The sequence below is a fragment of the Lawsonella clevelandensis genome (assembly GCF_003241315.1).
Taxonomy (GTDB): Bacteria; Actinomycetota; Actinomycetes; order Mycobacteriales; family Mycobacteriaceae; genus Lawsonella; species Lawsonella clevelandensis_A.
Genome location: NZ_QFOZ01000001.1, coordinates 491,597 through 513,856, shown reverse-complemented (window position 1 = coordinate 513,856; position 22,260 = coordinate 491,597). Strand labels below are relative to the sequence as shown.

General features: G+C 46.9%; 19 protein-coding genes and 1 tRNA gene. All 20 read left to right on the top strand.

Annotated elements, in window-relative coordinates:
• Nucleotides 1–681: 681 nt before the first annotated feature.
• The 20 genes from DI579_RS02355 to DI579_RS02260 all read left to right on the top strand — a co-directional run bounded on the left by DI579_RS02355 (nucleotide 682) and on the right by DI579_RS02260 (nucleotide 22,214).
• Entirely contained in the window at nucleotides 682–1,236 is a 555-nt protein-coding gene (locus DI579_RS02355) for a lipopolysaccharide assembly protein LapB (RefSeq protein ID WP_290595185.1), read from the top strand.
• Between the two features lie 12 nt (nucleotides 1,237–1,248).
• Entirely contained in the window at nucleotides 1,249–2,265 is a 1,017-nt protein-coding gene (locus DI579_RS02350) for an HAD-IIA family hydrolase (protein ID WP_290595186.1), read from the top strand.
• Nucleotides 2,266–2,279: 14 nt separating this feature from the next.
• Nucleotides 2,280–2,486, top strand: coding sequence for a hypothetical protein (locus tag DI579_RS02345; protein ID WP_290595188.1), 207 nt, complete (start codon nucleotides 2,280–2,282; stop codon nucleotides 2,484–2,486).
• Nucleotides 2,487–2,501: 15 nt separating this feature from the next.
• Nucleotides 2,502–3,386: a TlyA family RNA methyltransferase gene (locus DI579_RS02340; protein ID WP_290595190.1), complete on the top strand. Its 885-nt coding sequence runs from the start codon at nucleotides 2,502–2,504 to the stop codon at nucleotides 3,384–3,386.
• Nucleotides 3,386–4,339, top strand: a complete 954-nt coding sequence (locus DI579_RS02335) for an NAD kinase (RefSeq protein ID WP_290595192.1) — start codon at nucleotides 3,386–3,388, stop codon at nucleotides 4,337–4,339. The genes DI579_RS02340 and DI579_RS02335 overlap by 1 nt, the downstream gene beginning before the upstream one ends.
• Before the next feature lie 18 nt (nucleotides 4,340–4,357).
• Entirely contained in the window at nucleotides 4,358–6,145 is a 1,788-nt protein-coding gene (recN, locus tag DI579_RS02330; RefSeq protein ID WP_303678620.1) for a DNA repair protein RecN, read from the top strand.
• A 60-nt stretch (nucleotides 6,146–6,205) separates the two neighbouring features.
• A complete protein-coding gene (steA, locus tag DI579_RS02325; protein ID WP_303678619.1) occupies nucleotides 6,206–7,387 on the top strand; it encodes a putative cytokinetic ring protein SteA in 1,182 nt (393 codons plus the stop codon).
• Nucleotides 7,388–7,423: 36 nt separating this feature from the next.
• Entirely contained in the window at nucleotides 7,424–8,224 is an 801-nt protein-coding gene (locus DI579_RS02320; RefSeq protein WP_290595198.1) for a copper transporter, read from the top strand.
• Between the two features lie 60 nt (nucleotides 8,225–8,284).
• Nucleotides 8,285–9,988, top strand: a complete 1,704-nt coding sequence (locus tag DI579_RS02315; protein ID WP_290595200.1) for a CTP synthase — start codon at nucleotides 8,285–8,287, stop codon at nucleotides 9,986–9,988.
• Between the two features lie 20 nt (nucleotides 9,989–10,008).
• Complete coding sequence (locus DI579_RS02310) at nucleotides 10,009–10,653, top strand: NUDIX hydrolase (protein WP_303678618.1); 645 nt, start codon at nucleotides 10,009–10,011, stop codon at nucleotides 10,651–10,653.
• 61 nt (nucleotides 10,654–10,714) lie between these two features.
• The gene (gene xerD, locus DI579_RS02305; RefSeq protein ID WP_290595202.1) at nucleotides 10,715–11,644 is read left to right on the top strand and encodes a site-specific tyrosine recombinase XerD; all 930 of its coding nucleotides are present in this window, start codon (nucleotides 10,715–10,717) and stop codon (nucleotides 11,642–11,644) included.
• Nucleotides 11,645–11,677: 33 nt separating this feature from the next.
• Nucleotides 11,678–12,580 carry a ParA family protein gene (locus DI579_RS02300; RefSeq protein ID WP_290595203.1) on the top strand — a complete coding sequence of 301 codons (903 nt, stop codon included), beginning with the start codon at nucleotides 11,678–11,680 and terminating at the stop codon, nucleotides 12,578–12,580.
• Nucleotides 12,581–12,583: 3 nt separating this feature from the next.
• Nucleotides 12,584–13,372, top strand: coding sequence for a ScpA family protein (locus tag DI579_RS02295; RefSeq protein WP_290595204.1), 789 nt, complete (start codon nucleotides 12,584–12,586; stop codon nucleotides 13,370–13,372).
• Nucleotides 13,373–13,381: 9 nt separating this feature from the next.
• Nucleotides 13,382–14,065, top strand: coding sequence for an SMC-Scp complex subunit ScpB (gene scpB / locus DI579_RS02290; RefSeq protein WP_290595205.1), 684 nt, complete (start codon nucleotides 13,382–13,384; stop codon nucleotides 14,063–14,065).
• 74 nt (nucleotides 14,066–14,139) lie between these two features.
• Entirely contained in the window at nucleotides 14,140–15,057 is a 918-nt protein-coding gene (locus tag DI579_RS02285; RefSeq protein WP_303678617.1) for a pseudouridine synthase, read from the top strand.
• Nucleotides 15,054–17,189, top strand: coding sequence for a bifunctional cytidylate kinase/GTPase Der (gene der, locus DI579_RS02280; protein WP_303678616.1), 2,136 nt, complete (start codon nucleotides 15,054–15,056; stop codon nucleotides 17,187–17,189). The genes DI579_RS02285 and der overlap by 4 nt, the downstream gene beginning before the upstream one ends.
• A gap of 112 nt (nucleotides 17,190–17,301) precedes the next feature.
• Nucleotides 17,302–17,375: transfer RNA gene (locus DI579_RS02275), tRNA-Pro, on the top strand.
• Nucleotides 17,376–17,692: 317 nt separating this feature from the next.
• Nucleotides 17,693–19,990, top strand: coding sequence for an accessory Sec system translocase SecA2 (gene secA2, locus DI579_RS02270; protein ID WP_303678615.1), 2,298 nt, complete (start codon nucleotides 17,693–17,695; stop codon nucleotides 19,988–19,990).
• A gap of 57 nt (nucleotides 19,991–20,047) precedes the next feature.
• On the top strand, nucleotides 20,048–21,388 hold the full coding sequence (gdhA, locus tag DI579_RS02265) for an NADP-specific glutamate dehydrogenase (RefSeq protein WP_303678614.1): 1,341 nt from the start codon (nucleotides 20,048–20,050) through the stop codon (nucleotides 21,386–21,388).
• Between the two features lie 115 nt (nucleotides 21,389–21,503).
• Nucleotides 21,504–22,214 carry a CDP-alcohol phosphatidyltransferase family protein gene (locus tag DI579_RS02260; protein WP_303678613.1) on the top strand — a complete coding sequence of 237 codons (711 nt, stop codon included), beginning with the start codon at nucleotides 21,504–21,506 and terminating at the stop codon, nucleotides 22,212–22,214.
• Nucleotides 22,215–22,260: the final 46 nt, after the last annotated feature.

Below are 22,260 nucleotides of genomic sequence, written 5' to 3'. Positions count from 1 at the left end.
TCGGGAGGGTGTGGGAGAGTAGGTCGCTGCCGAACTTTAACGTTGTGCTGTGGGGAGTCTCTTTGAGGCTCCCCACAGTTTTTTTATGTAAACTAAAAATCACAAAAGATTACGGATCAAGGAAATATGATGGCAGAGTACGTGAATAATAAAGGGTCCCACAAGGGAAAGCGCTCTTCTAGTACATCATTCCATCATCCTTCTTCTCGAGTTGCTCATTCCCAACGCTCTACTAGAGGAACAAGAGAGTCTGGAGAGCAAAGACAATCTCGTTCTTTCGAAAATAGGAGAAGGAACGATAGAAAAAACTTTAATTCAAGAAATTCTGATGTCAGAAGTTCTGACCATAAATATAAACGGGGTAATCAACACAGTAAATGGGATGACCGTACGGATAGCAACGGTTTTCGTCACCATGATTCTCACAATAAACGGTTGGATAAATCGTCTTCTACGGGGAATGAGCGTCGTTTTCGAGGGGGAAAGAGAAATTCTTACTCTTCAACGAAGAAGCGCTACTCACCGGATCAGAACTATCGTTCACGAGATGAGCGGTCGTCTAAACGGGCTAATAAAGATCCTCAGATTCCTGAATGGGTAGATCCACGCGATCTTCCTAGCGATATACGAAGAGATCTTCACATGCTCTCTAGAGAAAATGCTAACCGAGTTGCAAGCCATATGATTGCCTCGTATGCACTTATTGATGAAGATCCGAAAGAAGCTTTAGCTCACGCGAAGGCAGCTCGCGATCATGCTGGCAGAATTGCAGTAGTACGAGAGCATACGGGCATCATTGCTTATCGTACAGGGCACTGGCAAGAAGCACTTAGTGAGTTACGTACAGCTCGGCGTATAGGTGGAGGGCCAGGCATGCTCAGTTTGATGGCTGATTGTGAACGAGGATTGGGGCGCCCAGAACGCGCAATCGAAATGCTTAACAGTGAATATGTTAAGGATTTAGATGAAACTGCTTTAGCTGAACTCCGCATTGTCGTTGCGGGAGCTCATGAAGATATGGACGAGTATGATGCTGCTATTGCAGTTTTGGAAAAGGGCAATCTTGATCCGTCACAAGTGGGGGATACTGCGGTCAGATATTTTTACGCCTATGCAGACGCACTTTTGGCAGCTGGAGATAAAGATAAAGCTATTGACTGGTTCCAACGTGTTGTAGCAATTGATGATGAGGTTCTTACCGATGCCGTTGATAGGCTTGAAGAACTTGAGAATTAAGGTAATTCCGCTGTGGCACAATCGAGTTATGACTCTTTTCTAGTTGATCTAGACGGTACCGCCAACATCGGTGATTTACCTGTTCCCTACGCTGTTGATGCTCTTAATACATTCGGAGACTGCGTTGTTTATGTAACAAACAATGCTTCACGTTCTCCGGATACGGTGCATCACCGACTTAAGCGTATTGGCTATAACACGGATGTCCAGCATATTGTGACCAGTGCACAGTTAGCGGCACAAGTAATGAAGAAGGACCTTGTATCGGGAGCAGAAGTTCTTGTTCTCGGTACTCCTTATCTTGAACAGGTAGTTCGCGAAAGTGGATTTTCTACAGTCCGAGATAATTCGTGTCAGACGAAGGCAGTTGTACAAGGGCATTCAGATGCCACAGGCTGGAAACAACTGTCTGCTGCAGCGAGGGCTATCAGGAATGGTGCTCGGTATTATGCAACGAACAAAGATACATGCCTCCCCAGTGAACAAGGTCTTAATGTTGGTAACGGTGCGATGGTTGCTGCAGTTGAGGTCTCTACAGGTGTACGTGCTATTACTGCAGGTAAACCGGCTGCACAAAGTATGCAGCAAGCAGCTCATCTCGTAGAGGGACAAAATCCTCTTGTTATTGGCGATAGACTAGATACTGATATTGAGGGGGGTAATAATGCAGGCTACGATACTCTTTGCGTGCTCACCGGAGTAACTAGCATTACAGATATTTGTAATGCTAGTAAGAAACAGAGACCTACATATGTAGTGCCAGATCTGCGGTTCTTAAAGGATCTTGTGTGTTCCCCTAAAGATTTCAATCTTCCTCATTATTCGCGTGCATATGCAAAAGAGATTCTTTTGCTTGACGTTGATTGTAGCGGAGTAGCTACCGTTAGATTTCTGAATAAACATGCTTCCCACGTAGAAAAAATAGCTGCTCTTATTGTGCAAGCATGGGACAATACTCAGTGCGTAAAAGTAGTAAAAGGATTTGATACAACTGATACGGAGGAGCTTGTATCATGGTCGACTCTATGAGCTCAACTAAGTCAATGAGTTCAGCTAGTCCTGCTTCACTTGCCTCCAATGCACAGAAATTTGCTGGTGTTACTCCCGAAATAATCTATCAAGAAGTTGCTCAGTATCTCTCGAAGAGTCTTGAGTGCAATGATGATACTGATAGTGCTATTAGCTTTTTGAATGATGCTCATGATCTACTAACACAGGCATTGGATGCTGTCGAAGACGAATTAGACTAGTGGAAGGATCTACCGATGGTGCACCGTCTCCGTGCCGACGCCGAGCTAGTGCGCCGTAAACTCGCTCGTTCCCGTGAACATGCCGCTGATCTGATTAAAGCTGGGTGCGTTACATGTAACGGCATGCCGGTTAAAAAACCGGCTAGTGTAGTCTCTTCTGATGCCCCACTAGTTGTCGAAGAATTAGAAGAATATAAGTGGGCTAGTAGAGGAGCGCACAAATTATTGGGCGCTCTTGCTGCGTTTGGACCGCAAGGTCTTACCGTAGAGGGAAAACGCTGTCTCGATGCCGGTGCTTCCACTGGTGGTTTTACTGATGTACTGCTCGAAAATGGGGCTTTGCATGTTGTAGGCGTAGATGTCGGATATGGGCAGATGATATGGCGTCTGCAAAATGATCCGCGTGTAACAGTACTTGATCGTACTAATGTGCGTTCCATCGATGCAGCTAGTATTGGTGGTCCTGTAGATCTAGTTGTATCGGATCTTTCATTTATCTCTTTGACTTTAGTGCTCGATGCACTTCTTGCATGTTGTACCGATGACGCACAAATGATGCTTATGGTAAAGCCTCAATTTGAGGTAGGAAAAGATAATGTCGGAGCAGGAGGGGTCGTTCGAGATCCTGCACAACGTCAGAAAGCAATATGCCAAGTAGCCCAAAAAGCGCTTGATCTGGGCATGGGTATTCGGGATATTGCTGCTTCTCCTCTTCCTGGACCATCTGGAAATGTAGAGTATTTTCTCTGGATTGAAGCGTACCCTCACTCGCAGTGCGGTAGTGAAGAGAACGATACTGATTCGCTTACACGGCCATTGTGTATCGTAGGAAATGACGATGAAGCACTATTCCAAATATCTGCTTTAGCAGCTGAAGCAGTAGAAAAAGGACCTCAATAATGTCGAAGATACAACGTTCTGAGCATAATCATGTGGGTTTTACTCCCAAATCTGTGCTCATTGTTGGTTACTCCTATGATGCACCTCAGGTTGCTCATGAGGTTGCTGATTATCTTCGTAGTAGAGGCATCACCAGTAGTATTTTGAGCACAGATCCATGGAATGAACCTCCAGGAGCCTGCTCTGCTTCCGTTATTGATGAGGCCCGCAGTACGGCTTCTTCTAGCGATCTCATAATTGTTTTAGGCGGCGACGGTAGTTTCTTACGAGGTACAGATCTTGCACATGGTGCCGATATACCCATAATTGGTATCAATATGGGGCATGTTGGTTTTCTGGCAGAGCTTGAAGCAGATAACATCTGGAATGCGCTCGATCGACTCATATCAGGAGATTTCACAGTTGAAGATCGCATGACTATTGACGTCGGAGTTGTTTCAGATAATCGTGTTCGTACTGGTAGCTGGGCTATTAACGAACTTAGCTTAGAAAAAGCAACGCATCGAGGAATTCTTGAAGCCACATTAGCAATTGATAATCGGCCGGTCTCTAGTTATGCGTGTGACGGTATGTTTGTCTCGACACCGACAGGTTCTACGGCACATTCCTTTTCTGCGGGAGCACCCGTTGTCTGGCCGCAGATGGCTGCTATGCTCGTTATGCCGAATAATGCACATGGTCTTTTTACACGACCACTTGTTGTCTCTCCAGATTCTTTAGTGACAATTGATATTCACTGTGGGCGTGGTCTCGCGATGGCTTATCTTGACGGATACCGCGGAATTCGTGTGGAAAATGGTGAGCGTATTGAAGTGCGAAAAGGCTCTCGTCCAGTTCGCATGATTCGCCTTGATAACAGTCCTTTTGCTGATAAATTGGTACGGAAATTCCATCTTCCCGTCCAAGGATGGAGGGATGTTTCTCCGCATGCAGCTCCCCACAAAAATGCGTAGATCAGTTAATCTAGCCTTGTGTTAAGCGAACTACGAATTACAAATTTAGGTGTTATCGCGGAAGCGGATCTTGAACTACACCCGGGTTTTACTGTTGTCACTGGTGAAACAGGTGCTGGAAAGACGATGGTAGTCTCATCGCTCCAGCTTCTTACTGGGCAGAGGGCCGATTCATCACAAGTACGTAATACGGCGGATGAGGATATTAGCGAAGCCCGTGTTGAAGGCCGTTTTTATGTAGATGGATTACCTGATGAGTTAGCTCATCAAACAAGCGAGCTGCTTGCCGGGTGCGGTGCTGAAACCGATGACGACGAATCAATTATCGCTTTACGAACGATACGGTCCGATGGACGCTCTCGCGCGCATTTGGGAGGACGAAGCGTTCCTGCCGGTATCCTTGCTGAATTTAGCCGTCCTCTGCTGACTATTCATGGACAGCATGATCAGTTACGGTTGCTGAGTTCGGCACAACAGCGTGAAGCACTCGACCAGTACGGTGGTGATGAGATTAGTGAACTGTACACGGTTTATCGAAAGCTATGGGAGCAGTGGAAAGTATGCTCTCGGGAACTTCGCGAACGCCAAAGTCAGGGCCGCGAACGTGCCCGTGAGGTTGCTCAATTACGAGAATCTGTCGCAGAAATTAATCAGGTAAATCTTTCTTCCGGAGAAGATAGGCAGCTTCAAGAAGAGATTCGCCGGTTGATGGATGTAGACGAACTACGAGATATTGCCAGTCGTGCTTATTTTCTTGTCAGCGGAGATGTTTCCTTCTTGTCAGGGGATGGGCTGAGTTCTCTTCCCGACCATAGCTCTCCGGCGGCTATTAGTTCTTTGGGGGAAAGCCGTGATGTTTTACACGGTAGCAGTGATGCAGTTCTGGAAGAGTCAGCGGAACAGCTTGACGAAGTACTGTCTATTCTTGAAGAACTTTCCTCTGGTCTTCATTCTTATCTTGAAGCTCTTGATGCAGATCCTGTTGTATTAGAAGAAAAATTAGCTCGTCAAGCAAGTATCAAAAACATTATTCGTAAATACGGAGTTGATGCTGATGATGTCTTGCGATGGAAGAATGACGCAGAGAAGCGTATCGCTGAACTTGATACGTCGGAAACGACTCTCGACCAACTCCAAAAAGAAGTTGATCGATTAGCTGGAGAGCTTCATGAGGCGGCTCATACTCTTACCCTTGCTCGTAAAAAATATGCTCGGACTTTACAAAAATTAGTAACGTCTGTTTTACATACATTGGCGATGGATAAAGCAACTTTTACTATTGATATTTCGCCTCTGGACGGTGCTGCTACCAGTGGTAGTACAGAACATTTTTCAGAATATGGTGCAGATAGTGTCACTTTCCTCCTGGCTGCGAATAACGGTTCCATCCCGCAACCTATTTCAAAAGCAGCTTCTGGAGGTGAACTATCACGAGTGATGTTGGCTTTAGAAGTTGTTCTTGCACAAAAAGACTACGGTCGTACTCTTATCTTTGATGAAGTTGATAGCGGGATTGGTGGTTCAACGGCATTGGAGATAGGGAGGTGTCTTTCCCGTTTATCACGAACTCATCAAGTGTTCGCTGTCACACATCTTCCGCAAGTAGCTGCTTTTGCGGATTCTCACCTTACCGTCACGAAAGATAATTCCACACAGGTAGCAGTAACAACCGTTACTCATCTAGATGACGATGAACGGATACTGGAGCTTTCAAGGATGCTGGCAGGTATAGGAGATACGGAAACAGGTAAAGCACATGCCAAAGAACTATGGGAAACTGCTAAAAAATTAAAAACTGCAGATTAACCGTTATAAACTCGGCGCGCCTCTACTATCCAATTGGCATATTCAGAAATAATAACTGGTATGAAGTGGCCTATTTCTCGTTCCGATAGTAACTCTGATCCTGGAATTACCGGGATCGCACGAGTGGATGGTTCTCTCGCGCGTGTGCTTCATCGAGTAAAACCGGGTGATATCGTCGTCATCAATGAGCCAGACCTTACACAAGCCACAGCAGAGGATCTTCTTAAAGCCGGAGTTGTGGGAGTAATTAACGCTGCATCGGCACTGTCGAATAAATATCCCACCTATGGAACCCTTACGTTATTGCAAGCAGGTGTAGCAGTAGTTGATGAAGTAGGGGAGACCATTTTTGATGTTGTTCGAGAAGGTCATCCACTTTCCATGGATACCGGAACTATTTGGGTGAAAGGCGAAGCCGTAGCGCACGGTAACGCACTTACTCTCCCAGAGGTTTCACGGAAGATTGAAGAACGCCGTACGCGTGTTAATGAACAATTAGCTGCTTTTGCGGGTAACACTGCGGAATTTCTTTCAACAGAGTCGCCTCTTTTACTAGAAGGTATCGGTGTGCCCGATGTCGATTGCAATATGGTCGACCGTAAAGTAGTTGTTATTGGGAATAGTAGTGAAAGTGCCGCTCAGCTTCGTTCTATCCGCTGGTTTATTAAGAAGTATAAACCGGTTTTAGTCGGTGTTGATGCAGGTGCCGAGCTCCTCGTAGATGCAGGATATAAGCCTGATTTATTAGTTGGAGACCCCCGCAGTATGACTAATGAAACTCTACAATGTGGAGCCCAATTAGTCCTTCCTGCCTCCCCGGATGGACATGCAGAAGGTCTAGAGAGAGTACAGGACCAAGGGGTTTCTGCAATTACTTTTCCAGCGGTTGCAGATGCAGAAGAACTTGCACTTCTACTCGTAGATTATGCAGGAGCGTCTCTTGTTGTTGCCGTCGGGCTAACAATGAGTTTGCAGGACTTCTTGGATCCAGATTCTATAAGTACTAGTGCCGCGGCCTTTCTTACCCGGTTAAAAGTTGCGCATTGTCTTGTTGATGCGCAAGCTATAAGCTCGCTCCGACCTGACCAAACAGTGAGCTGGTGGGCCGTACTGCTAGTTGTAGTAGCTGTTATTTTTGCTGCTTTTATGGTGTATCTCTATGGTTTTCCAGATGCTCCAGGTGCCTCAACCATTATCGATGGATGGAATAGCTTTGCTACTACTGTCCAAGGCTGGTTCTAGTTGTTCCATGACCGCTATTCCTAGGGAAGATAAAAGATGAAAAAGGGAAACGGAATTGCTCTTACCATTGCTGCAGTGTTTGCTGCACTTGGCATTGGCATTATTACCGGAGGAACACTAGTCTCTTCAGATAATTCAACATCTACTACTGCCACACAGACAGAAGATGTTGTACCAGATGTACCTGTACGGGCTCTTGCTAATAGAAAAGTACTTATTATCGCTACTCCTGCGGCTAATCGTGAGACAATTGCCCAAATTCAGAAGCAAGTGACATCTGCTGCTGGTCGACTAACAGGATTTATCACCCTGACACCAAAATTTGCTGCCACAGAAAATGATGCTGAACTTTCTACCCTTGTTACTAATGCTCTTCCCAAAGGAGTTGAGTTACCAACAGATAGAGATCAGAATTCAGGCCGTTTAACGGGCTCTATTCTGGGATCATTATCTGTACAAGCGGATACTCCAACAGTAGATGCAGCACGTTCTACTTTTATGGATCGGCTGGCAGCTAATGGTTTTGTGACTCCCGATAGTTTTCTCGGGGAAGCTGACTGTGCAATTCTCGTATCCGGAGGAGCCAATAACAGTTCAGCACCTAACTCCGAAGATGGAGTACGAGGGATAACGATAGCGAAAATTGCGGAGGGATTAGCGCAACGAAAAGTTGCTACCGTTGTTACCGGTGCAACAGGTGCTGAACATGTGAATGGTCCTCTTACAGCAGCAAAAACTTTTACGACAAAGAAACTTGCTGTTGTAGGCAAAGCAGATAAGAAATCTGGCCAGGCAAATATTGTGTTACGTCTTGTCGAGTTAACGAAGACAAAGTGACCCCAGCAACACCGCTATGATAATCTGAAATCCCGTAGGAAAAGTGTGCTTTTTTAAAAAATGCACACGAAACATACGGGAGTTTTCGTGCTAAATAGACTAAATAGAACTGATAAGCGCGCGTGTAAACACATTATTGTTACAGGTGGGGTTGTATCATCCCTCGGTAAAGGCCTTTCGGCAGCTAGTCTTGGACAGCTTCTTATTTCCCGTGGTCTTTCCGTCACCATGCAAAAACTGGATCCTTATCTCAACGTTGATCCTGGCACTATGAATCCTTTCCAACATGGTGAAGTGTATGTTACTGAAGATGGAGCGGAGACTGATCTTGATCTCGGCCACTATGAACGATTTTTGAATGTACCCATGTCACAGCGCGGTAACATCACTACTGGGCGCATTTATACCAATGTCATAGCTAAAGAGCGGCGTGGTGGGTATTTAGGGGGAACCGTACAGGTAATACCGCATATTACTGATGCCATTAAAGAAGCTATCCTTGCGATGGAAGAACCCGACGAGAACGGTATCTCACCAGATGTCGTTATCTCTGAAATTGGTGGCACGGTAGGCGATATTGAATCACAGCCTTTCCTAGAAGCTGTTCGACAGCTACGCCATGATGTTGGACGAGAAAATATTTTCTACTTGCACTGCTCATTAGTGCCGTATATTGCCCCATCGGGAGAGTTAAAGACAAAACCAACTCAACACTCTGTGGCGACTTTACGCAGTATCGGTATTGTTCCCGATGCGTTAGTATTGCGAGCTGATCGACCGGTACCGGACGCATTGAAAAACAAGATTGCGCGTATGTGCGATGTTGATGATGAAGGCGTTATTTCTTGTCCCGACGCACCATCCATCTACGATATCCCTAGAGTTATTTATGATGAGGGTCTGGATACCTACGTCATCCGTAAACTTGAGTTGCCGTTCCGCGACGTAGACTGGACCATATGGGGAGATCTTCTTGACCGTGTTCATCACCCCCAGAGTGAAGTTACTATAGCGATTGTTGGCAAATACATTGATTTACCAGACGCATATCTGTCTGTTATTGAAGCAGTTCGTGCAGGTGCTTTTGCCGAATACAGTAAAGCGAATATTAAATGGATATCCGCTGATGAATGCGAGGACCCAGACACTACAGCTGAGCTCTTTGCCGATGTAGACGGTATTGTTGTCCCAGGCGGCTTCGGAATACGAGGAATTGAAGGAAAAATAGGCGCTATTCGCTATGCTCGTGAACATAAAATACCGCTGCTAGGTCTATGTTTAGGCTTGCAATGCATAGTACTAGAAGCTGCTCGTTCGGCGGGTATTGATGATGCGTCATCTACTGAGTTCGACCCCGATACGACACATCCAGTAATTCATACGATGGCTGAGCAAGAAGAGATTGTGGCAGGCAATGCTGATATGGGCGGTACTATGCGACTGGGATCGTACCCTGCAGTGTTGAAAAAAGACTCGCTTGTTGCAGAAATCTACGGTAGAACATCCATTACCGAACGACATCGCCATCGTTTCGAAGTCAATAACGACTATAGGGACGATATGGAAAGTGTCGGACTACATATCTCTGGTACAAGTCCAGACGGTAAATTAGTCGAATTCGTTGAATATGATCGCTCGTTACATCCTTTCCTAGTTGCTACACAAGCACATCCGGAATACAAGTCTCGTCCCACCCAACCACATCCATTGTTCCATCGACTAGTAGTAGAGGCACTGCGTTACCATCACAATAAGAACGCTTGATGGTTATCAAGGAGCACACCATGGTTAACGCACCTAGTACACATGACTTTGAGGTTGTGGATTCAAGGACTCTTTATGAAGGAGCAATTCTTGCGCTGCGTAAAGATCGTGTAAGAATGCCCGGAGGAACTATAGCAACTCGAGAAGTCGTAGAACATTCCGGTGCTGTGGCTATTGTTGCTCTCAATGAAGAGATGAAAGTGCTACTTGAGTATCAATACCGACATCCAACAGGACGACGTTTATGGGAAATACCTGCTGGAATACTAGATATTCCGGGAGAAAAGCCACTTACTGCAGCACAGCGTGAACTCTGTGAGGAAACATCGTATGCAGCTGAAGAATGGCATGTTATTGCAGATACTGTTACTTCTCCAGGATTTGCGGACGAATCTGTGCGAATTTTTTTAGCGCGTGGAATCTATTCCGTCGATCGTCCATCACCAGAGGAGGAAGAGGCTGACATGAGATTACAGTGGATGCCCCTTTCGCAAGCTGTGCAGCATATTTACTCTGGTGAGATTGTTAACAATATTGCGATAGCTGGCATTTTAGGAGCAGCCTATGCTTTAGCAACTAATTCCGTCGGTATGCTCCGCTCAACTGATGCAGACTGGGATACCAAAGCATGGCGTTTTGCGCAGCGGAAAGGATGGCAGAAGTAACACCATAGTACGTGTAAATATGGTGAAATTGACTGCGTGAGTAAAGAAAAGGAAGCCAGTGATGTCAGACTTTACAACACCTGTCGATTCCTATTTTGATTTTCTCGCAGTGGAACGAGCGGCCTCCAACAATACACTGCAGGCATACCGGCGGGATATCGATCGGTATATTTCTTTCCTTACGTGCTATCCAGTGAATTCTTTAGGGGAAGTTACCCAAAACCATCTCGAGGAGTTTCGAGATTCTTTAGTAGCTGGAGATAAAAAGTTAGGATATGCGCCGCTTGCGGCCAGTTCGGCGGCACGCGTCATGGTCTCTGTTCGAGGACTACATAAATTCGCTTTCCGGGAAGGAATAACAGAGAGCGATCCAGCGGCTACAGTACCTCCTCCAAAAATTGCTCAGCGTCTTCCCAAAGCATTACCGGTGAATACTATTTTTAAACTTTTAGAAGGAGCAGGGGATGGGTCCTCTCCCGATCCAGTTCGTGCATTACGCGATCGGGCACTTTTAGAAATGCTTTATACAACTGGCGCACGAATCTCTGAAATTACTGGCCTTAATATTGGCGATATAGACATTGAGAACGCTTCCGTTCTCTTGCATGGTAAAGGGGATAAAGAACGCATAGTGCCAGTGGGAGGACCAGCACTTAAGGCATACCAGGAGTATCTCGTACGTTCGCGTCCTGCATTGTCGAAAGGGAAAACTCATGCAGCTTTTCTTAACTTGCGAGGTAATCGTTTAAGCAGACAAAGTGCCTGGCAGATTATTCAAAATACAGCTGATCAAGCGCATATTACAGAAGACGTCTCTCCCCACACGTTACGACACTCTTTTGCCACACACATGTTAGAAGGCGGCGCAGATGTTCGTGTCGTGCAGGAATTATTAGGACACTCGTCAGTGACTACCACTCAGATCTATACGATGGTGACAGCAGAATCTTTACGCGAGGTTTGGGCAGAGTCACACCCGCGCGCACGGTAGGCTAATAGGGAACAGTGAAAGGAGAACTCCACCATGGCAGTTCGGTTGCAGGATCCAGGAAAAAGTAGCGATCAAAAGAGCGCTACAACTGGTGCTACAAAACTTGGACCTACTGGGCGACCGATTCGTGAGATCCCAACCCCCCAACCAAAGACTAGCCATGGGCCTGCTGTCGTCATCTCCATGTGTAACCAAAAAGGTGGTGTGGGGAAAACTACCTCCTCTATTAATCTGGGCGCTGCACTTGCAGAAACTGGACGTCGTGTACTTCTCGTCGATCTGGATCCGCAGGGAGCGCTTTCTGCTGGTTTAGGCATTCAGAGCTATGAACTGGATACAACGATCTATAATCTCTTAGTTGATACATCTGTCAGCGTTGATGAAGTTATCGTTCATACACACACGGAAAACCTCGACGTTATTCCTGCCAATATTGATCTCTCTGCGGCAGAAATTCAACTGGTATCTGAAGTAGGGCGAGAGCAGGCGCTTTATCGAGCAATTTATCCAGTTATGGATCGTTATGACTACATATTGGTAGATTGTCAGCCATCTCTAGGGTTACTAACGGTGAATGCTTTAGCATGCTCCGATGGAGTCATCATTCCAATGGAATGTGAGTTCTTCTCTATGCGAGGTCTGGCTCTTCTCACTGACACTATGGATAAAGTACGAGCGCGCCTTAATCCCCGTTTGTCTCTTACCGGGATTCTCGTCACCCTTTATGATGGTCGCACTCTGCATGCCCGTGATGTTATGTCGCGGCTTATGGAAGCTTTTGGGGATACTGTTTTTGAAACAGTTATTACTCGAACCGTACGATTTCCAGAAACGTCGGTGGCTGGAGAGCCCATTATTACGTGGGCATCCTCGTCACCAGGCGCACAACAGTATCGCCAGTTAGCTGCTGAAGTTATTGAGCGGATTGAGCATTAAATTGTGAATGAGGACGGTTTCCAACTTCGGCTAAGAAACTTTGAAGGGCCATTTGACCTGCTGTTACAGCTTATTCAAGACCGTAAATTAGACATTACCGAAGTGGCACTTCATGAGGTTACTGATGAGTTTGTAGCCTATACGCGGAGTCTAAGTGAAGAAAAAGGCCTGGATGCTGTCACAGAGTTTCTTGTTGTTGCTGCGACTCTTCTTGATCTTAAAACTGCCCGGCTCCTCCCACAGGGAGATATGGTCGATCCCGCAGATCTTGAATTACTAGAAGCACGGGATCTTCTTTTTGCCCGTCTTTTCCAATACAAGGCTTTTAAAGAGGTTGCGCAACAGTTTGCCCGATGGCAGCAGGAAGCGCCCCATCGATACGCGCGCTCAGTGGCACCTGAAGAACATTATCTTCACCTGCTCCCGCCAGTTGATCTAGGAATGAGTGCAACGGAATTTGCACTACTTGCTGCGGTAGCTTTCCGTCCTAAACCCGTTCCGAGCGTGAGTACTACGCATGTGCATGTTCCCGTCGTCTCAGTTAAACAAGAAGCTCAGTACATTGTGAGAGCACTATCAGGATTACACCGTGGCGAGAGAATGGACTTTGCACAGCTTGTCGCTGACTGTTCGCAAAATATGACAGTTGTTGGTCGATTCCTCAGCTTATTGGAACTGTACAAACTAAAAGCTGTTGATTTCGACCAGGAAGATCCTTTAGGGAATCTCTATGTTGAATGGACTGGTAAAACATTTACCGACGATGAGCTAGAAAGAGCAATGGGGGAATAGCGGATAACTATGGATAAGAACGACATCAACAATACGGAATCTACTCTGCCCGGCACTTTGCGTGGCGCTATTGAAGCGGTTGTGCTTATTGTTGATACCCCTATTACTACCTGCGATTTAGCACGAGCTGTTGATAGTGATGAAGAGACTGTACGAAATATTCTCGTACAGTGGTCCGATGAATTGAATTCTGCCCATAGTGGTATTGATCTACGAGAAATGCCCGATGGGTGGAGGCTTTATACTCGCGCAGAATATGCACCCTATGTTGAAAAAGTATTGCTTGACGGTAGTCGTGGAACATTATCACGGCAAGCTTTAGAGACCTTAGCTGTAGTGGCTTACCGTCAACCAGTTACCCGTTCTCAAGTCTCTGCCGTACGCGGAGTGAATGTCGAAGGGGTAATGCGGACACTGCAAGCGCGCGGACTTATCGTCGAAAATGGTCACGATCCAGAAACTGGAGGAATGCTGTTTTGTACAACATCACTTTTTCTCGAACAACTTGGGTTAACGGATCTTTCCGCACTACCCGATTTAGCACCTCTATTGCCTGATGTAGAACGTATTGATGAAATAGATGATGAGGCACGTCTAAGTTTTGAAGCGCATCGTGCTAAAACCGGACAAACGGATACTAGAGCGGAAGACGAGTTTGGTGATGACAAAGGTGACGGAGCCCCTTCAAAATGAGACAATGGCCACGTTAACCTGATTCATCTCAGCACTAAACATGATGCTGAATATGGTGTAGAAAAGAGAACATTGTGAACCGACCCGCTCGCCGTGATGGCACACCGGCAAGGAAGAGTCCTCGAAAAAATTCTTATTCATCACATTCTTCTGTAGTAAAGAAGAATCTCCCACGTACATCCTCGGCTCGGCCCAGTCGGCATCACATGGTAACGGCGAACAACCCTGTTGACGTTTCCGTATCTTCTTCTCATCCGCCGCAAGAAATGCGGCTACAGAAATATCTGGCGCAAGCAGGTGTCGCCTCACGGCGTGTTTCTGAAGAGCTCATTGCGGCAGGACGCGTACAAGTGAATGGTAAAGTGATCCGTCAGCAGGGTGTAAAAGTTAATCCTGCCAACGCTGTAGTACATGTTGATGGGGAACGTGTTATTGCGAGAGAAGAACATGTTTATCTTCTCCTTAATAAACCCCGTGGTTACCTGTCGGCTATGTCTGATGATCATGGACGTCCGTGCGTAGGCGATATCGTTGCAGACCGTATTCGCGCAGGACAGCGGCTTTTTCATGTAGGTAGGTTGGATCAAGACACAGAAGGACTGTTACTTCTCACCAATGATGGGGAATTAGCTCATCGTCTTATGCATCCCTCCTACGAGGTCCCAAAAACGTATCTCGCTACTGTACGAGGAGTAATGGGACAACGTGAGGCGCGTAAGCTGCGTCAGGGGATTGACCTTGATGATGGTCCAATTAGTGCAGATGAACTACAGATCATCGATAAATTGGATGGAAAAACTCTGGTGAGAGTTGTGGTTCACGAAGGTCGAAACCGAATCGTGCGACGGATGTTGGCTGAAATAGGCTTCCCCGTTATTGAGCTTGTCCGTACACAACTAGGGAGAGTAGCGCTCGGGAATCAGCGTTCTGGTTCTCTCCGTAAGTTATCCAGTAAAGAAATTGCATCACTCTACGAGGCGGTACAACTATGACGTTTTATATTGCTGTAGATGGACCCAGTGGAGCCGGAAAATCCACTGTTTGCCGAGCTGTTGCACAAGAATTGGGTATGGCTTATCTCGATACTGGAGCCATGTACCGCATTATTACCTTGGCTGTTTTACGGGCGGGACTTAGCAGCGATGATACAGCTGCAATTGTGAAGCTCCTTGATGAGACTGATATCAGTGTGTCGTCTGACCCGAATAAAACGTATTTTTATCTCAATGGTGAAGACGTTACTGCGGAAATTCGTGAGGCGGATGTGACCGCACACGTATCTGCAGTGTCTGCTATCCCTGAAGTACGTGAAAAGCTGGTTGAATTCCAACGTAAACTAGCGTGTAGTGGATGTGGTGCCATCGTTGATGGGCGTGATATTGGAACTGTTGTATTGCCCGATGCACCTCTCAAGATTTTCCTTACTGCGTCTCCTGAAGAACGCGCACGTCGTCGATTAGAACAGGATCTTGCAGAAGGGCGGACAACAACCTTTGATGAGGTACTGTCTTCTGTCCTCGCTCGTGATAAAGCTGATTCCACTCGGGCTGTATCGCCCTTACGGCAAGCAGAAGATGCCATTGTGGTGGATTCTACTGGTAATGAATTTTCGCAGACCGTTTCCATCATTGCTCAGTTAGCTCGTGAAAAACAGGCTGCTGAAGGAGACTGCGGGGATGAAAATGTTGAGTCGAATGACTCTTCCTATGATGCTGATTTGGGGGAGTATGACGCATCTACTGAAGAAGCATGGGAGCGTTTAGCAGCTGATTACCTCACTGATGAGGATATTGACCACACACAAGAAAAAGAGCTACTTCCGGTAGTCGCTGTGGTGGGGCGCCCCAATGTAGGGAAATCTACGCTAGTTAATCGTTTTATTGGCCGTCGTGAAGCCATTGTGGAAGATTTTCCTGGTGTTACCCGTGACCGTAACTCCTATGAAGCGCTGTGGAATGGACGGCGTTTTATGGTGACGGATACCGGTGGGTGGGAACCAGACGCAAAAGGTATGAATAAGGAAATCGCCAAGCAAGCAGAATCTGCCATGCAAACAGCAGATATTATTGTACTCGTTGTCGATTCCACAGTAGGCGTCACTATCACGGATGAAATTGCCGCTCGGAGTCTGCTGCGCTCAGATATTCCGGTTCTTGTTGCTGCGAATAAGTCTGATTCTCCTAACGCTGATGGGGATGCAGCTGACTTTTGGTCGTTGGGTCTGGGAGAGCCACATCCAATTTCAGGGCTGCATGGGCGTGGTGCTGCCGATCTTCTGGATGAAATTGTTACGTTGCTACCAGAACACCCGCGTCGTGGTGAAACGGCGCTTACAGGAGTACGGCGTGTGGCACTTGTTGGAAAGCCCAATGTCGGTAAAAGTTCGTTACTCAATAAACTGTCTGGGGAAAATCGTTCAGTGGTGGATGATGCATCGGGCACTACTGTTGACCCAGTTGATTCACTTGTTGAATTAGATGGTCAGCTCTGGCACTTTGTTGATACTGCTGGGTTACGCAAGCGTGTAGGCCAAGCACAAGGCCACGAATACTACGCATCATTGCGGACGAAAGCAGCTATTGAGACGGCAGAAGTTGTCATTATGCTTATTGATGCTTCACAGCCCATCACTGAACAAGATCAGCGCGTTGTTAATATGGTTCTGGAAGCTGGCCGTGCTGTTGTTCTTGCCTATAATAAGTGGGATCTTGTCGATGAAGAGCGACAACGCGAATTAGAACGAGAAATTGAACGCGATCTACAACAGTTGAGTTGGGCTAAGCGTATTAATATTTCTGCCGCGACTGGTCGATCCTTGCAGAAACTTGTACCCGCTATTGAAGAAGCACTGGAGAGCTGGGACAAACGTATTCCAACAGGACAGCTCAACCAGTGGCTAAAGGAAGTTGTGGCGGCTACTCCGCCCCCGATGCGTGGTGGCAGACTTCCACGTGTTCTTTTTGCGACACAAGCAGCTACTCGCCCTCCTACATTTGCTCTGTTTACGACGCGTTTCTTGGAAGCTGGATATCGGCGTTTCCTGGAACGTAAGTTACGTGAAAGTTTTGGATTTAGTGGTTCTCCTATCCGTATTAGCGTACGAGTAAGGGAGAAGCGTCGTTAGTAGAATAACGAAAATCCATAGTGATTATTTCTATGGAAATAACTGTCTTGCAGGCGATTGGGAAAATCTATACTTCTCGTTATAGAGTAGAGAAGCTGTCACAGACAGTGGACGGGCTATGGCGCAGTTTGGTAGCGCACTTGACTGGGGGTCAAGGGGTCGTGGGTTCAAATCCCGCTAGCCCGACAAAGATAGATATTAGACGGCGGCCTACGCATGTAGGTCGCCGTCTAATATTTGTTATGCGTCTCAGGTATCCATGCCATGCTCAAGCATTCATACCCACTACTGAGACTGTTGTTGTGGTGTTGTAAAAATTCTTGTTTTTAGTCAAAAGCCATGCGTGGCTCAATTTTCGCAAAGAATAACTCTAAAACTTTCTTAGAAATGTCGTTTTGTCTTCCCTATAGCTAAACTGATTCTGTAGGCTGGCAAAGTCAGCATAGCTCAGCATTCAGCTGTGGCGAATACGTCGTTAGCTAAGCGACAGAGGAGGAGTTCCTGTGAAAGGTTTCGGAAAGTTCTGGAAACTTCTGGGAGCTTCGACCTCAAAAAACCGGGAAGAAGCGGAATCTGCTGTTTCCCTTTCGCAAAAATATGATGAATGGGCGTCTTCTCTCAAAGATGATGAATTCGCTGATGCCGCGCACGCACTGGATCTTCTGTCTGATGATGCCCCGGAGTATCCACGGTTTTTAGCTTTAATTCGCGAAGCGGCGGATCGTAGTCTCGGATTGAGGCCCTTTGATGTTCAGCTAGAAGGCGCCTTGCGTTTGCTAGATGGCGATGTCATCGAGATGGCGACGGGTGAAGGTAAAACACTTTCTGGAGCTATCGCAGCCGTGGGATACGCGCTCAGTGGACACGCTGTTCACGTTATCTCGGTGAATGACTATCTAGCCCGACGCGACTCCATGTGGATGGAGCCGCTTTTTAATATCGTTGGTTTACGTTCTGGCTGGATCAATGAATCCTCTACGCGGGAAGAGCGTGAAGCAGCTTATGCCTGCGATATTACGTATGCTCCGGTAAATGAGATTGGTTTTGACGTTCTCCGAGATCAGCTTGTTACACGTGCAGATGATCTTCTTGCCCCCAAGGCGGATGTCGCCATTGTTGATGAGGCTGACTCAGTACTAGTCGATGAAGCACTCGTTCCTTTGGTGCTTGCGGGTTCCACAGCAGGAGAGATTCCTTCAGAAGATGTTGTGGACATTGTTAAGCAGCTGCAGTCACATCGGCATTACAAGACAGATGCAGAAAAGCGCAATATCTATCTCACGGATGAAGGATCGCGCTTTGTAGAAAAGCAACTAGGTGGTATTAACCTCTATGACGATGAGCATGTAGGCACCACTCTTGTACAGGTTAATGTTGCTCTACATGCACATGTACTGCTGCAACGAGACGTACACTACATTGTTCGTAACAATGAAGTGAAGCTTATTGATGCTGCACGTGGTCGTGTTGCAGAGCTACAGCGTTGGCCGGATGGTTTGCAAGCGGCAGTTGAGGCAAAAGAAGGACTCCCCATCTCGGAAGCTGGGGAAGTGCTCGACACCATCACTATTCAGGCTCTTATTGGTCGTTATCCAACAGTATGCGGCATGACAGGAACAGCACTTGCTGCGGGTGAGCAGTTCCGACGCTTCTATAATCTAGAAGTTTCTCCCATTGAACCGAATAAGCCATGTATTCGTGTTGATGAAAAAGATCGTGTTTACGATACTGCAGGTAATAAGCAAGCAGCTATTGTGACGTTCATTAAGAACGTGCACGAAAAAGGCCAACCTATTCTTGTCGGTACGCAGAATGTGGCAGAGTCAGAAGATCTGGCTGATCAGTTGCGTGCTGAAGGACTGCACTGCAACGTATTGAACGCTAAAAACGATGCTGCGGAGGCAAAAGTCGTCGCGGAAGCAGGCGCCTATGGAGCTATTACTGTTTCCACGCAGATGGCTGGTCGTGGTACTGATATTCGCCTGGGTGGCTCCGATGAAGTCGACCGTTCCAAGGTTGTTGATGCCGGGGGATTGTGTGTGATTGGCACTTCTCGCTACCGCACAGAACGGCTTGATAACCAGTTGCGAGGGCGCTCTGGTAGGCAGGGTGATCCGGGCATGAGCGTGTTCTTCATCTCTATGGAGGATGAGCTTATTGCTGCTGGTGCTCCGGATGCTAAATGGCCGGGGGCAACTGATCGTGACGGTCTTTTTACAACGCCAAAGGCTCTTCGTCTTGTTAACCATGCACAGCGTGTCACTGAGGGGCAGATGCTGGATATTCATGCATACACATGGCGTTATTCACGCCTAGTTGCAGATCAGCGTGCCATTGTCTCTGAGCAGCGTGACCGTATCCTGACCACAAATGTGGCCTCTGAATACTTTGCCTCACATAACACTGACAAGTGGAGTGAGGTAATGGCCAAGTTCTCTGCTGAGGATGCAGATCAACTTGCGCGAAATATCATGCTCTTCCACCTTGACCGTGGATGGGCTGATCATCTGGCATACCTTGATGACGTGCGGGAGAGTATTCACCTGCGCGCTTTGGGGCGCCAGAATCCTCTGGATGAATACCATCGTATTGCGATTGAGGCCTTTGAAGACTTCATCGAACGCGCTGAGAAGCGCGCCGAGGAAGCATTCAATAAGCTAGACCTATCCAACGGTCTTCCTGACCTCGATCTAGCTGGCATGGTACGCCCATCTACCACATGGACGTACATGGTACACAGCAATCCGCTTGCACAAGACGGTGATACTGGGTTCTCCAGTTTAGGCGGTGTATTCCGCTGACACAAGTGATGGTCTTTCGAGTCTCATCACACAACACACAACACGAAAGGCACTCTCATGCCAAGTACTCGGCTACAGGAAGTCTATTCTAACCTGGTTGCTAACAACCCTGGAGAAAAAGAATTCCACCAGGCTGCGAAGGAGATTCTTGAATCGCTTGAGCCGGTCATCAAGGAACGTCCTGAATATACTGACCGGGCACTCCTGGACCGTATTGTTGAGCCGGAACGCCAGATAATGTTCCGTGTCCCTTGGATGGATGACAAGGGAGAATACCACGTCAACCGCGGTTACCGTGTTGAATTCTCCAGTGTTTTGGGTCCATATAAGGGCGGTCTACGTTTCCACCCCTCTGTTAACCTCGGCATCATCAAGTTCCTAGGTTTTGAACAGATCTTTAAGAACTCCCTCACTGGCCTCGCTATTGGTGGCGGCAAAGGTGGTTCTAACTTTGATCCCAAGGGAAAGTCTGACGACGAAATCATGCGTTTCTGCCAGTCATTCATGACTGAGCTGCAGCGCCACATCGGTGAGAATGTTGACGTTCCTGCTGGAGACATCGGTGTTGGTGGCCGCGAGATTGGCTACCTCTATGGACAGTACAAGCGCATCCGCAACAGCTTTGATGCTGGTGTTCTTACTGGTAAGGGTCTCAATTGGGGAGGATCGCTGGTTCGTACCGAGGCAACTGGATACGGACTTGTGTACTTTGCCGAAGAAATGTTGAAGGATGCGGGTACCAGTTTCGATGGTAAGACCGTTGTTGTTTCTGGTGCCGGTAACGTTGCTACTTACGCAATTGAAAAAGCTGAGAAGCTCGGAGCTAAGGTTGTCACTGCATCGGACTCTTCCGGTTACGTCTATGATCCTGAGGGTATTGACGTTGAGCTCCTCAAGCAGATCAAAGAAGTTGAGCGCGGTCGTATTAATGAGTATGCAGACCGTCGTTCCAGCGCCACTTTTGTTGCTAATGGTTCTATCTGGGATGTTAAGTGCGATGTAGCACTACCGTGCGCTACTCAGAATGAGCTTGACGGCGATGCTGCTGCCACACTTGTGAAGAATGGCACAAAGTTTGTGGCGGAAGGAGCAAATATGCCCTGCTCACCTGAAGCTATCAAGACCTTCAGCCAGGCTGGTATTCATTACGCTCCTGGTAAAGCCTCCAATGCCGGCGGCGTAGCCACTTCAGGTCTGGAGATGGAGCAGAATGCTTCCCGCAGCCACTGGTCATTTGAACAGGCTGACGAGCGTTTGCACTCGATTATGGTAGGCATCCACGATACTGCAGTTGCCACTGCAGAGGAGTTTGGATTCCCCGGTAACTACATGGTTGGCGCTAATATTGCCGGCTTTGTTAAGGTTGCAGATTCCATGATTGATATGGGTGTCATCTAAATAATAGGGGAGTAACTTCCTATCATTGATAATGGGCGGTGTATGGTGCTTACGTGCGTCATACACCGCCCATTGGAAGTCTATTGTTAAGAAGAGAAACAGGAAGATGTCTGCTGTGACAGCTGCACATAAACATAATGAGGGTTCCAGACAGAATACTGAATATGTTGCGCATAAGAGAACATCTGAAGATAGCGCTGCAGCAAAGACATCTTCATCATTGGGTATATTCACTGTTCCTAATTTCATTAGTTTCTTACGATTGTGCCTAGTCCCTGTTTTTATCTGGTTATTGGTGGGGAAACACAACTATGTAGCTGCTTTCGTTCTTCTTATGATTATCGGCATCAGTGATTGGGCGGATGGGAAGATTGCCCGTTATTGGCATATTGAGTCCAAGATAGGAGCATATCTTGACCCCGCCGCAGATCGGTTAATGACAATTGCTGTACCAATTTCAATGGCAGTTGTGCACTTTGTTCCGTGGTGGATGGTTATTGTTCTTATCTGTCGCGATGTTATTCTCGCGGGAATATTTTTTATCTACCAAAATCGTGGCCTTCGTATGTCAGTGATTTATCTAGGAAAAGTTGCGACAGCAAGTCTCATGGTTGCTTTCCCCACGATAATTTTTGCTAACCTTCCTTATTCAGGTTGTAAATGGGCAATACCACTTGGGTGGGCAGTATTCATTTGGGCGTTTGTTCTCTATGTATGGACAGGGCTGCTTTATATATATCGGGGATATTTACTGGCTAAAAAAGTTCCAGTATTGACTCCGGAAGAGAAAGCTCAATGGAGAAAAAATAAAAATATTCTTAACTAGAGAATCGTTAATCTCATTGCGATTTAGAATCATAAAGAGGATGCCG